This is a genomic window from Paenibacillus tritici (assembly GCF_018207515.1).
GTDB lineage: Bacteria > Bacillota > Bacilli > Paenibacillales > Paenibacillaceae > Paenibacillus_AQ > Paenibacillus_AQ tritici.
The window spans coordinates 250,521-263,123 of the sequence record NZ_CP073365.1 but is presented as its reverse complement, the minus strand read 5'-3'; the positions used below and the strand labels follow the sequence as shown (position 1 = coordinate 263,123).

The 12,603-nt window shown below is 52.0% G+C and carries 10 protein-coding genes; 5 read left to right on the top strand and 5 right to left on the bottom strand.

Annotated features, from left to right (window positions below; genetic code table 11):
• The first annotated feature begins 248 nt into the window (after nt 1–248).
• Nucleotides 249–638 (top strand): hypothetical protein, encoded by a 390-nt coding sequence (locus KDC22_RS01245; RefSeq protein WP_211721807.1) that lies wholly within the window; start codon nt 249–251, stop codon nt 636–638.
• A 97-nt stretch (nt 639–735) separates the two neighbouring features.
• Here KDC22_RS01245 and KDC22_RS01240 read toward each other — a convergent pair whose 3' ends face one another.
• From KDC22_RS01240 to KDC22_RS01230, 3 genes are all read right to left on the bottom strand, one after another.
• On the bottom strand, nt 736–2,022 hold the full coding sequence (locus KDC22_RS01240; RefSeq protein ID WP_211721806.1) for a glycoside hydrolase family 18 protein: 1,287 nt from the start codon (nt 2,020–2,022) through the stop codon (nt 736–738).
• A 286-nt stretch (nt 2,023–2,308) separates the two neighbouring features.
• Nucleotides 2,309–5,095 carry a glycoside hydrolase family 3 C-terminal domain-containing protein gene (locus KDC22_RS01235; RefSeq protein ID WP_211721805.1) on the bottom strand — a complete coding sequence of 929 codons (2,787 nt, stop codon included), beginning with the start codon at nt 5,093–5,095 and terminating at the stop codon, nt 2,309–2,311.
• 305 nt (nt 5,096–5,400) lie between these two features.
• Nucleotides 5,401–5,640 (bottom strand): hypothetical protein, encoded by a 240-nt coding sequence (locus KDC22_RS01230; protein ID WP_216857325.1) that lies wholly within the window; start codon nt 5,638–5,640, stop codon nt 5,401–5,403.
• A 145-nt stretch (nt 5,641–5,785) separates the two neighbouring features.
• Here KDC22_RS01230 and KDC22_RS01225 point away from each other — a divergent pair, with 145 nt between their 5' ends.
• Nucleotides 5,786–7,099, top strand: coding sequence for a putative DNA modification/repair radical SAM protein (locus KDC22_RS01225; protein WP_246553216.1), 1,314 nt, complete (start codon nt 5,786–5,788; stop codon nt 7,097–7,099).
• Nucleotides 7,066–7,959, top strand: coding sequence for a TIGR03915 family putative DNA repair protein (locus tag KDC22_RS01220; RefSeq protein ID WP_246553214.1), 894 nt, complete (start codon nt 7,066–7,068; stop codon nt 7,957–7,959). Before KDC22_RS01225 ends, KDC22_RS01220 begins: the two co-directional genes overlap by 34 nt.
• Here KDC22_RS01220 and KDC22_RS01215 read toward each other — a convergent pair.
• A complete protein-coding gene (locus KDC22_RS01215) occupies nt 7,956–10,340 on the bottom strand; it encodes a phosphoketolase family protein (RefSeq protein WP_211721803.1) in 2,385 nt (794 codons plus the stop codon). The genes KDC22_RS01220 and KDC22_RS01215 overlap by 4 nt on opposite strands.
• Nucleotides 10,341–10,679: 339 nt before the next feature.
• On the opposite strand from KDC22_RS01215, the gene KDC22_RS01210 reads away from it, so the two are divergent.
• Nucleotides 10,680–11,252 carry a hypothetical protein gene (locus KDC22_RS01210; RefSeq protein ID WP_211721802.1) on the top strand — a complete coding sequence of 191 codons (573 nt, stop codon included), beginning with the start codon at nt 10,680–10,682 and terminating at the stop codon, nt 11,250–11,252.
• Between the two features lie 109 nt (nt 11,253–11,361).
• Complete coding sequence (locus KDC22_RS01205; protein WP_211721801.1) at nt 11,362–11,673, top strand: hypothetical protein; 312 nt, start codon at nt 11,362–11,364, stop codon at nt 11,671–11,673.
• A gap of 151 nt (nt 11,674–11,824) precedes the next feature.
• On the opposite strand, the gene KDC22_RS01200 is transcribed toward KDC22_RS01205, so the two are convergent.
• The gene (locus tag KDC22_RS01200) at nt 11,825–12,547 is read right to left on the bottom strand and encodes a GntR family transcriptional regulator (RefSeq protein WP_211721800.1); all 723 of its coding nucleotides are present in this window, start codon (nt 12,545–12,547) and stop codon (nt 11,825–11,827) included.
• Between the last annotated feature and the right edge of the window lie 56 nt (nt 12,548–12,603).

Below are 12,603 nucleotides of genomic sequence, written 5' to 3'. Positions count from 1 at the left end.
GTCATGCTTTTTCACTCCAAACCCAGTACTTCAGGGTAATTCTACATGCATATGCGTTTTCCTTTTTTTCACTGTAAAATATTTCACGACAATTAAATAGAATTCACAATTTGTATATTTTCAGACCATCTGCCCTCAAAGACAGCCCCGGGTTGTTCAAATATATTCAGCAGAACTCCATACCCGCACAAGCCGCCCCCCAGGTTCTGAGTAAAATAGAGTATCTAGAACAGTGAGGTGAATGACGAATGGCAAATTCAACAAAGCTCCGCAAGCGGGCACAGCAGCTGAAAGGCCAGCCGGTCTGCATCACTTTGCATAATGGGCGTTCCTACGTTGGGTGGATCACAGACCTGAACAAGGAAGCTGTGATCTTATCCAGACCAAGCTCGCGTAAGGGGCCCTCATCGAAACGTAAATCCTCTTCAGTTGCGCGAAAAGCAGAGGTGTCCGGCTTCATGCCTCTACTCGGCTCGCTCATGGGCGGGGGAGGCGCGGCTGCAGGTGCCGGGGGTCTGGGACGGCTCATGGGGATGTTCGGAATGGTGCAGAAGGCGATGCCGGTCATGAAGATGGGCTACAGTATGATTAAGTCCATCCGCCCCTTCCTGGGCGGTCTCAAGGGCTTAATGGGCTGAATTTTCGAAACCAAAAGGGCTGTGCTCTCCTGTTCAGGGAGGGCACAGCCCTTTCTTTGCAAGTGGCTCCGCCATCTATCAAGAGGACGCTGCCGGTCTATTTTTTGACCACCTTGAAGTTATCTTCAAGCAGCAGCCAGTTCTGCGGAAAAGGCAGGCCAAGCTTCCAATAGCTAATGCCCCGCAAATTAAGCTCCCTGATCAAATCGAACTTGGCCTGGATCGAGCGGGCATCCTCAAACCACACCTTATGCTGCTTGCCTTCGTCATCTGTGTAATTAAAATGCGGCGCCTGGGCTCTATAGTCATACTGAATGGCGGTATTCCTGTTCCTGGCCAGATCAATCGCCGCTTGCGGGCTCAGCGCTTTGGCATACTGGCCTCCGGCTACAAAGGGAAGCGTCCAATCATAACCGTACAGGTTCTGCCCCATCATGATTTTGCCGGCGGGCATCTCACTGGCTGCATACGTCAGCACCTGACGGACAGGTCCTATAGGCGAGACGGGCATCGGCGGCCCCCCGCTGTATCCCCACTCATAAGTCATGATAATGACGAAATCGGCAACCTCGCCATGAACCTTGTAATCATGTGCCGTATACCAGGCCCCCACCTGTGTTGCACTGGTCTTGGGAGCCAGGGCAGTGGACAGCAGGAACCCTTCCTTGTGAATGAGGCCTGCCGCTTTGCGCAGAAAAGCATTGTACGCTTCACGGTCCTCCGGCCGGAGGAACTCCATATCAAAGTGGATATCCCGGAAATTCAGCCGCTTCGCTTCCGTAATGATATTCTTCAGCAGCCGGTCCTGAACCTCCTGATCATTCAGAATAATACGCCCCAGCTCCGAGCTGAACTTGCCCTCCTCCAGATTCGTCACAACCATCATCAGCGTCACCTGATGCTCTGCCGCAATGGAGGCAAGGCCGTCCAGAGGCGGTGCCTCAAGCGTCCCATCCCGCTTGATCCGAAAGCTGAACGGTGCGAGATAGGTAAGCTCAGGAGCAGCCTCACGGGCAGCATTCTGCAGGGCCTGGGACACCGCCTCTCCCCGGGGCTCAAGATAGGCATTCACTTCCGCCTGCCGCCTGGGTACCGGAGGAAGGTACAGACGTAATCCGACTTGCAGCGGCTGGTTCAATGACAGCCCGTTCACTTCTGCCACCTCGCTGGCCTTCAGGCCGAACCTCTTGGCGATGCTATATAGGCTGTCGCCTTGCTGAACCCAATAATACTGCCCGGCAATCGGGATCACTAGTGCCTGCCCTGCCACCAGCATTCCGGGTGCGGACAGCTGATTCGCCTCAGTTATGGTATCTGTGCTAACCCCATAGGCCTCTGCAATTCCATACAGCGTCTGGCCCGGCTGCACCACATGTATTTGCATACGTTCCTGCCATCCCTTCATAGTAGCCGTTATATCTCTATTTTATTCGGCGGCCTTACAGGTATGCGGATTCAGGCGGAAACAGCATCACAGCACACGGCATATCAAGTAGAAGCGGCTACGCTCTCCTTTAAAAGGACGTCATTCGTTTCAGCGAGAAGCAGAAGGAGCATTTATCGTGTGCAACATATGCAAAAAGACACCCGGAGGGTGTCTAGTCGCTGGTGCTATGAATCATTCGGTTACCGTATATTGATGCTATAAGCGGTACAGCTCCGTTCTGCGCTTAGACCTGCTTGAATTCAATCCATTCAATTTGCAGGCCGGGTTTAACGAAGTCCAGCTTCATCTCGTACATACCCGCTTCCAGCTCCACCTTGACCAGCTTCTGTCTGATCCATCTGCCTTCCGTCCCATTCGTCTGAATGGTGGTTACGGATTGTCCATTCAGCGTCAGGTTGCAGGCGCTTTGGGCAAGCTCAGGTTCAGGAGACATGATGCTGACAATAATACGGTATTGACCGGCCTCGTCCACCTGAATATAAGTCGGCCCGGACTTGGCAGGGGTTACCTGTCCGTTCTCGCTTAGTGTCTGAACCTGCTCAGCCACAAGGCTCGAATCTGCTGTGAAGGTATCTACGGATTCTATAATCTCGTGCTTTCTGGAGAATACCGGCGCCTGCATGATGAATTCGCAGATGTTGATGGCCGAGCGCTGAAGCTCGCCCCGGGTGAGCGTACCATTCTCCAGGGAGGCGAGTGTATTGTCGTCATAAGCATTGACTTCAGCTCCGTAATTGCTGACGACCATGTACAGATCATTTTGAGCCCGGACCATCCAGTTGGTATTCTTACGGTCTGCCGGTCCTCCGTTCACCACATCATTCATAATCGCCCACCAGTCGGTCATTACGATCCCCCGGAAATTCCATTCGCCGCGAAGCAGCGTGGTATTGAGGTCATAATTGGAGGCCGCCCAGTGTCCGTTAACCGGATTGTAGGAGGTCATGATCGAATTGGCTCCGCCCTGCTTCACGGCGATTTCGAAGCCCTTCAGGTAAATCTCACGAAGCGCACGTTCCGACACGACAGCATCGACCTTACTGCGGTGCTTCTCCTGGTTGTTGCAGGCAAAATGCTTCAGAGTGGCATTGGAGCCGCCCTTCATAATCCCGCGTGTACAAGCGGCAGCGAAGATCCCGGAGATCAGCGGATCTTCAGAGAAGTATTCAAAGTTACGCCCGTTCAGCGGGCTGCGGCGGATATTGAGACCCGGTCCCAGCAGCGCATCTACCTGGTTGCGCAATAATTCCTGGCCTTCCATAACGTAGAGTGCTTCCACCAGCTCTGCATTCCATGTCGCGGCCAGCAGGGTACCAATGGATACCTGGGTTGCCTTTTCTCCGCTGTCCATACGGATACCGGAAGGACCGTCCGCTGTAGCTGCAACCGGAATGCCGTAGCTGAACAGACTGTCGCTCACTCCCCCGAACGCCGAAGCCGTACCCGGAGTAACCAGCGGGCTGCTCATGCCTTCGCCTCTGACGATCGCCGCCAGATCATGGTCGCTAAGCTGGGCAATGAATGTGCTCATGCTGACTTTGCCCTCATGCACATCTCTCAGGGTATACCCCTGATTGCCGGTCTGTTCCAGTGTCTGCGGAAGATTGCGTTCAATCCGCGCTGCCAGATCCACCTTGCGTGTAGGCACCTCGGAGGAGCTAAGCTCATAAGAACCGTCTGCCTTCCGGGCACCCGGCTTCATTCTCATGAAGCTTTCGGTAGGCGCCATCGCTTCCTGGAGCTGCTCTACAACCTCAAGCTCGTCCAGTATATACCCGGCTTGTCCATCAACACCGACTTCAGTCACAGCTTTAACACTGGTTCCCGCATAGAAGCGGTAAGTTCCGGCTTCCAACACATAAGCAGAGGGATGCCCGGTCACTCCGGCGTCATCATAGGAGGCCATGGAATGGAGCGGGAAGCTCACCAGCAGCCGCTGGGATTCACCTGGCTCAAGCAGCTTGGTTTTTGCGAAGGCTGCCAGCACTTTGGCCGGCTTACCCAGTTGTCCCTGCGGCGCTTCATAATACACCTGCACCACTTCTTTACCGGCATAGGCTGTTCCTGTGTTGGTTACAGTTACACCGATTTCAAGCTGCACCCCGTCTGCCGCCTTCACCAGCTTCGCTTCCTCCGGCTCCAGCTTGAAGGTCGTGTAGGAGATGCCGTAGCCGAATTCATACTGAACCTTATCGGGACAGAAGGTCTCGAAATAGCGGTAACCCACATAGATATCTTCCTCATACAGGTTCTTGAACTCATTGCCGTAGTTGCTGGTCGAAGGGTAATCCTCAATGGAATACGCAATCGTATCCGTCAGCTTGCCGCTTGGCGTTACTTCTCCGGACAGTACATCTGCAATCGCGTTGCCGCCCTCCATCCCGCCATGCCAGGAATAGATCACAGCAGAGATGGGATTCACATAAGCAGCGTCATTCACCCAGCTCATATCCATAATATTGGAGACATTGAGCACCACAACCGTTTGTTCAAAATGAGCGGTAACCTGCGTCAGCATAGCCTTCTCATCTTCTGTCAACCGGTAGCTGCCCGGTGTATCGGCATTATCCTGGTCCTCGCCCGCAGTCCGTCCAATGACCACAACCGCCTTGGCTGACTGGCTTCTTGCCTGCTTCACCAGTTCATCCGTTAGCGGCATTTCTTTCTGGTTCCACGGCTCAGCGGCCCATACCTTCCCTCCGTCGTCGAACGGGTTAAGCCCGATCCAGGCCTCATAAGCTGCAGCCAGCTCTTCATTAACGCTAAGGTTCTTCTTGCTGCGCAGTCCATCCAGCAGATTCGTCGTATATGCAACGTGAACGCTCCCGCCCGATCCTGTACCGCTGCGGTAGTAATTCACTTGTATTCTGCCAAAAACAGCAACGCTCTCGCCGTTACCCAGCGGAAGCACCTGTCCCTCATTCTTAAGCAATACCGCACCTTCCGCGGCTACCGTCCGGCTAAATTCTGCAAAACCCTCTAAGGGCACTCCAATATTCTGTGTACTCAATTGGTTTCCTCCTGTTAGTAAATTCCGGGCTTGAGTGCTGCTGATTCTATAGATCACGCCTTCCCATGCGGGATTCACGGTATCTTGAAGGAGACCTAAGGTCCGTATCTGTTCAGCACATCCTTCTAAGAATAAAAGCTCCAGCCTTAATATACAAGTAACACTTGTCTGAATGCAAAGTGCAGGCCCATCTGTATCATGAGAAAACGGCTGTATATAATAAAAAGACACCTGTGCGGGCGTCTCCAGGCACTGCCATATACAATTCGCTCCACCTGATTGATACAGCGGAGCTTCTATCTATTTCATCTGCGGCGACGGCCTTTCATCATGCGGTTGTACATGATCAGGGCGGCAACGATCATACCCAGCATGGCGACACTACCTGCCGATTCCTGCGACATGCCAAACATAAGACAAATACTTGTCACTAACTGTCTTGTCAGCAGAGCAACCGCAATCAGCATGATGGGCCGCCATATGTTATATCCTCTCACTTCAGCAACACTCCTAACCCGATTTTCAGTAATTCCATGATTCTTCATTCTCAGAACAATCACCTCCTATTATAGCACAAGAAGGAATGCGCATACATTCTACCGGGTGATGGTTGCCGCTTCACGATTTTGACAAGAACGTATGTTCGGTATATAATGCATTCATATAAGGGGGATTGAGACCGTGGATGTCATGGAGAAATTAGAGATTCTAACCGCTTCAGCGAAATACGATGTGGCCTGCACTTCAAGCGGTTCCAGCCGGGCAAGCCAGGCGGGAGCGCTCGGCAATACCTCCGCTATGGGCATCTGTCACAGCTTCGCGGCAGACGGACGCTGCATCTCACTGCTGAAGGTGCTTATGACCAACGGTTGTGTATATGATTGTGCCTATTGCATCAACCGCAAATCCAATTCTATCCGCCGGGCGGCCTTCACCCCTGAGGAGATCGCGGATATCACCATGCAGTTCTACCGGCGCAATTACATAGAAGGACTATTCCTTAGCTCTGGTATTATGCGGAGCCCGGATTATACGACCGAGCAGTTGATAGCGGCGCTGGAGCTGCTGCGGAATGTCTATCATTTCAACGGCTATATCCATGTCAAGGCCATCCCCGGAGCTGACGATGCCCTGCTGTCCAGACTCGGGCTGCTCGCTGACCGCATGAGCGTTAACATCGAGCTGCCTTCGCAGGAGAGTCTCGGATTGCTCGCTCCCGATAAGAGCAAGGTATCCATCCTGAAGCCGATGGGGCTGATCTCGGGCCGGATTAAGGAGAACCGCTCCGATATCGTCAAATATAACCACGCTCCCCGGTTCGCACCTGCCGGACAGAGCACCCAGATGATCGTGGGGGCTTCGCCCGATACAGATTACCAGATTCTCAATCTGACGGAAGGCTTATACCGCAAATACGCTTTGAAGCGCGTATTCTTCTCCGCCTATACTCCGGTAATCGAGGATTCACTGCTGCCCTCCCTCGATACCAAGCCCCCGCTGCTGCGTGAACACCGGCTCTATCAGGCCGATTGGCTGCTGCGCTTCTACGGCTTCAAGGCGAGTGAACTGCTGGACGAGGCTGTGCCTAACTTCAATCCGCTGCTGGACCCGAAGTGCAGCTGGGCTGTCAATCACCGGGAGCAGTTCCCCGTTGAGATCAACCGCGCCCCGTATGAGATGCTCCTGCGTGTTCCCGGCATCGGCGTGAGGAGTGCCCAGCGGATTGTGAAGGCAAGACGGGCCGGGGCGCTTGATTATCATGCGCTGAAGAAGCTCGGAGTTGTCCTCAAGCGCGCCCAATTCTTCATCACCTGCAAGGACAAGCCGCTGGAAGGACTGAAGGTGAGCGAGCATACCCTGCTTCGCTCACTCATGTCCGGACAGCAGCTCGCGCCTAACCAGCCGCCGCAATACGAGCAGCTGACTCTATTCGACGACTTCAACCTGGCGGCTCTCCCGGCAGCCGGGGGATGGGACGGGTTCAAGAAGGGAGCGGAGACCTGATGTTCCAGCCGTCCGCACTGGCTTACACCTATGATGGAAGCTTCGAGGGCCTGCTCTGCTGTGTATTTGAGAGTTATGTATGGAAGGAGACTCCGCTTGCGATTCATGCCGAAGGCGGGGAACAGGGACTGCTGCTGGAAGCGAAATGGATCGGGACCGACAAGGACAAGGCTGATCGGGTCCTTAAGTCCATCCCGCTGCGGATCAGTCCTGAAGCCGAGGAGCTGGTCCGCATGGGCTTCTGGACCTGCGAACCCGATAAGGAAATGCTGCTGCTGAGGTTCCTGTATCTAGGCTTCCAGCACGGGCGCAAGGTGATGAATATGCTGGCCGATGACACCGTCAATGCGCTGATGAAGGCCGTGCAGCAGCTCCGGCGGGAGGGCCACCTCTATACGGGATTTGTGCGTTTCTCCGTATACGGCCAGGTTATGGCCGCAGTCATTGAGCCGCAGGGATACATCCTTCCTGTGATTCAGAAGCACTTTTGCGACCGGTTCCAGGGAGAGAGCTTCATGATCTACGACCAGACCCACGGAATGGCGCTGGTTCATGAGCCTGGGCGGGAGGCCATTCTCCCCTTAAGCGGATGGACACCGCCCGAGCCGGATGAAGCGGAGGAGGCTTACCGCCGCTTATGGACAGGCTTTTACCATGCCATCGGAATCAAGGAGCGCCGCAACGACCGCTTGCGTTCTTCACTGATGCCGAAGCGCTACTGGAAGCACATGGTCGAGATGAACGGCAGCAATGGCGTTCCTGCACACAAAGGGAGTGCCCCCGGCCATTTACATGACCCTCCGGGCACTCCCTCATTGGAGCTAACTATATTGAAATTACAGCCTGCATCTGACGATTAGCTCAAAGCCTTCCATACCCAGTTCTCAACCTCTGGCAGATCAATGCCTTCTTCACGGATGTACTGGTGATGCTTCTTCACTATAGCGTCCATCTCGTCAGCAATGGCCTGATAGTTGCCGGCATCCGGCAAGCTCAGTACGGCTTCCTTCGTGAGATCGAAGCGATCCATCTGATTGAGCACACGCATATCGAATGGTGTAGTGATATCGCCGTTCTCGCGGTAGCCATGCACATGCAGGTTATGGTTGTGGCGGTCGAAGAACAAGTCTTTGATCAGGCCTTCATAGCCGTGGAATGCGAAGATTACCGGTTTATTCTTTGTGAAAAATTGATCAAACTCCTCGTCAGACAAGCCGCGCGGATCAAGCTTCTGGCTTCTCAGCTTCAGCAGATCGACCACGTTGATATAACGGATCTTCAGCTCAGGCAGCTTCTCATGAAGGATCGAGATGGCAGCCAGGCTTTCCATCGTGGGCTCCGTACCGGACGAAGCAATGACCACATCCGGCTCTCCGCCTTTGTCGGTGCTGGCCCAGTCAATGATTTTGAGGCCTTTGCTCACCAGCTCCTGAGCTTCATCTGCCGAGAACCACTGTGGACGCGGGTGTTTGGACGATACGATCAGGTTGATCTTCTGGCGGTCATTCAGGATCGTGTCGAACACAGCCAGCAGGCTGTTCGCATCGGACGGCAGATATTCCCGGATGAATTCAGGCTTCTTATCTGCCAGGTGACCCAGCAGACCCGGGTCCTGGTGGGTATAACCGTTATGATCCTGCTGGAACACGGTCGATGTGGCAATCACATTCAAGGATGGAATATCTTCGCGCCAGGTCTGGTCTGTAGCCTTGCGCAGCCATTTGAAGTGCTGGGTAATCATCGAATCCACCACGCGCAGGAAGGCTTCATAGCTGGCGAAGAATCCGTGGCGGCCTGTCAGTACATATCCTTCCAGAAGGCCTTCCGCCTGATGCTCGGACAATTGGGAATCAATGACACGGCCGTAAGGGGCCAGGAATTCATCCTGAGGCTCCTGGATGGAATCCATCCATTGGCGCTTGGTTACTTCAAACACAGGTCCCAGACGGTTGGACATCGTCTCATCCGGTCCGAAGATTCTGAAGTTTCGGTTCTCTTCGTTGAGGGTGACGACCTCTTTCAGGTATTTCCCCAGTACCGCCATATCCTGGGCAATCACTTGACCGGGAACGGAATTATCGAGGGTGTAGTTGCGGAAATTCGGCTTGTGCAGATCTTTAATCAGCTTACCTGCGTTAGTGACAGGGTTCATCCCCATCCGTCTGTCACCGGTAGGCAGAATCTCAGCCAGATCTGCGTTCAAACGGCCGTTCTCATCGAACAATTCTTCAGGTCTGTAGCTGTTCAGCCATTCCAGCAATGCCGGTGCATGCTTCATGTTCTTCTGGTCTACCGGAATCGGCACCTGATGGGCACGGAAGGAGCCTTCATTCGGTACGCCATCCCATGCCTTCGGACCAGTCCAGCCTTTAGGGGTACGGAAGATCAGCATTGGCCATACAGGGCGTGTAGTGTCGTTATTGTCACGGGCATTCTTCTGAATCGCTTCGATTCTCTCAATGATGGTATCCAGAACCTTAGCCATTTCCGGGTGCAGCAGATCCGGATTCTCGCCTTCCACGAAGAAGGCCTCCCAGCCATTTCCGGCAAAATAGGCGGTTAACTCTTCTCTGCTCATACGGGACAGTATGGTAGGGTTGCTGATCTTGAAGCCGTTCAAATGCAGAATCGGCAGGACCGCGCCGTCTGTAATCGGGTTGATGAACCGGTTGGAGAACCATGAAGCAGCCAGAGGACCGGTTTCCGCTTCGCCGTCACCTACAACGACAGCCGAGATCAGATCAGGATTATCCAGAATTGCGCCAACACTATGTGACAGGGAGTAACCCAGCTCGCCGCCTTCATGAATCGATCCCGGTGTTTCAGGAGCAGCATGGGAGGCCACGCCGCCGGGGAAGGAGAACTGTTTGAATAATTTTGTGAGTCCAGGAATATCCTGAGTGATCTGCGGGTAGATCTCGGTGTAGGTTCCATCCAGATAAGAGTTCGAGACCATGACCTGGCCGCCGTGTCCGGGACCCTCCACATAGAACATATTCAGATCATATTTAGTAATGACGCGGTTCAGGTGGGCGTAGATAAAGTTCTGCCCCGGGATCGTTCCCCAGTGTCCGATCGGCTTCACTTTTACGTCTGCGTCCTTCAAGGGTTCTCTTAACAACGGGTTATCCTTCAAATAGAGCTGACCTACGGAGATGTAATTGGTTGCGCGCCAGTAAGCGTCAAGTTTTGCCAAATAAGTTTTAGAAGAATAATCCACCTGTGCGGTTAATAATCCCATGTCTTCCACTCCTAATTTTTGTCTTTGTATTTTGAATGTATCACTTCTACAGTTACATCATACATCGGCATTTGAGAAATTCAATCTTTTTAACAATTGATACGGTCCAATATTGTGAAATTTTGAACATAGTATGAAATCGAGAGCAATAAATTTATATATAACCTTTATTTTATAATTTATGTAAATAAATTATATTCAAATTTTCGATGAAAATGCTGCTATAGCTTCTCCCTTCTAGACATCACCATTCCGAATACGGTATCATTTTGGAATTACTTACAAATTTAAATCATAAGCATATCACCCAGCTGCTATCAGGAAGGAGATCAGATATTCGTGAGAACTTCATCCACCCCCTCCCGATCCCGTATTACGGTAAAAGTGACCCTTACAGGACTTGTCCTTCTTGCCGCAATCGGCCTGTGCCTTTGGACAGGGTTCGGTTTATTCTTTGCCAAAAGCGGATACTTTTATCAAAAAGGAATCGTCCGGGCCTTAAATGCAACCTATCAATCTGAATTTGTTATCGTGTCTAAAGAAGGATTAAATGAGGACGGGTATCAGGTGTTTAAGGCATCACCGGCGAATGACCGCAGCTTGGTATTTACGGTAAGCCGCACCAACGGCCATGTGGATGGTGGTCTTCCGCTTAGGAGACAGCTCAGCAACAATTATGAGGAAACCGCTCAAAATAAGTATTATCCTCTTCTGGTTAAGAAATATTTTGGCATTGAGCTGCAGGATATTCCTATGTCTATTTATCGGGGAACCCGTTCGTCCCGGGAGATATCTGATGAAAATTACGTAGCGGTGAACCGGGAGAATCTGGACGAGATCGCCTCCAAAGCCAAAGCATTCTTCAGTGAAGCAGAAAGCCACCGTCTAAAACAACTTTTTCTCCCGTTTTGAAGATGACCTGGGCGTTTCCTCCGAAGATGCAGGCTTAGCTATTCAGCGGCTTGAATTGCCAGGCTTTGATTTTAAAGTAGGAGAGCACTGAAAAAAAGGATTCCGGCCTTTGAGTGAAGAGGAGCTTAAACAGAAAATCGTAAGTCAGGGGGGACGGGGGATTGCCGATCGGGTGGCCTATACCTTTGATACAGAATATCCGGACTTCAGCGGGAATTTCGCAATAAAGTTTACAGGGAAAGATCTAAACAGCTTTGAAGCCTATGTGTCCGCCCACACAATAACAGCAGAGAAAAGGGAGGAAGCTCTTGCTGAAATTTATGAGGCCTACACCAGGGTGATTATGTTTATCCCTAAGCTGCCGCTTAACATGACCGCTCTTAATCTGAAGTACGAAACCAACACGGAGAAGAGTCAGTAACCCTCAAGAAAGAAGAGATAAGTAAAGTCAGCAGCCTGGTTGCCCTGAAAGAGCTGTTCAAGCACTCCCAACAAACCGTAAACCCTCGCTAAACCGAAGCTAAATTATATGCAGATCCCAAAAAGACCGGGAAATTCCCCGGCCTTTTTCGTTAATGAACAGACACGAACGTGTTGAACTTGAGATACTCATAATGGAAGCGCATATGCGAGAATTCAAACGGCGTCCCGTTATCGAGGAAGAAGATTCCCTCCATAATTCCCACTGGCTCATTCTCCTTCAGATGCAGCAGCTCCTGATCATTCGGCAACGACGGCTCGGCAAAAATAGACAAAAAGGATTTGGTGACTGCCAGATTGCGCGATTCCTCCAGATAATGAAAAATCGACCCCTCGATAATCGTCTGGTCGAGATTTTGCACGATTTTGATCGGAATGTACCCGGTCTCGATCATAAAAGGCTCCCCGTCAAACAGGCGCAACCGTACGATCTTATACACGAAATCATGGGGCTGCAGGAACAGATCCCGCTGAAGCTCCTCCGTGGGCCGGATCACCTCGAAATTCAGCACCTTGATCTCCGGCTTCTTGCCGTGCATCTGGAAATTGTCCGAGACCCCGAGATTGGAGCCTTCGTAATTGAAAATCGAATCGTTTTTTATGTATAACGGATTGATGAAGGTGCCGGAACCGCGTTTTTTGAAAATAATGCCCGAGCTCTCCATCTTGGTCAGCGCGCGCTTAATGGTACTGCGGCTAACCTGATAAGCCTCGCTAAGACTGCGCTCATCCGGCAGCTTCATACCGGCGTACTGTCCTGCAAAGATCTTCATTTTGAGGTCAGCAATAATTTGCTTGTAGACAAATGGGGTCATGGGGCGCTCCTTCTTCGATCATAACAGAACTTAAGACATTCAAGATTAAATATATC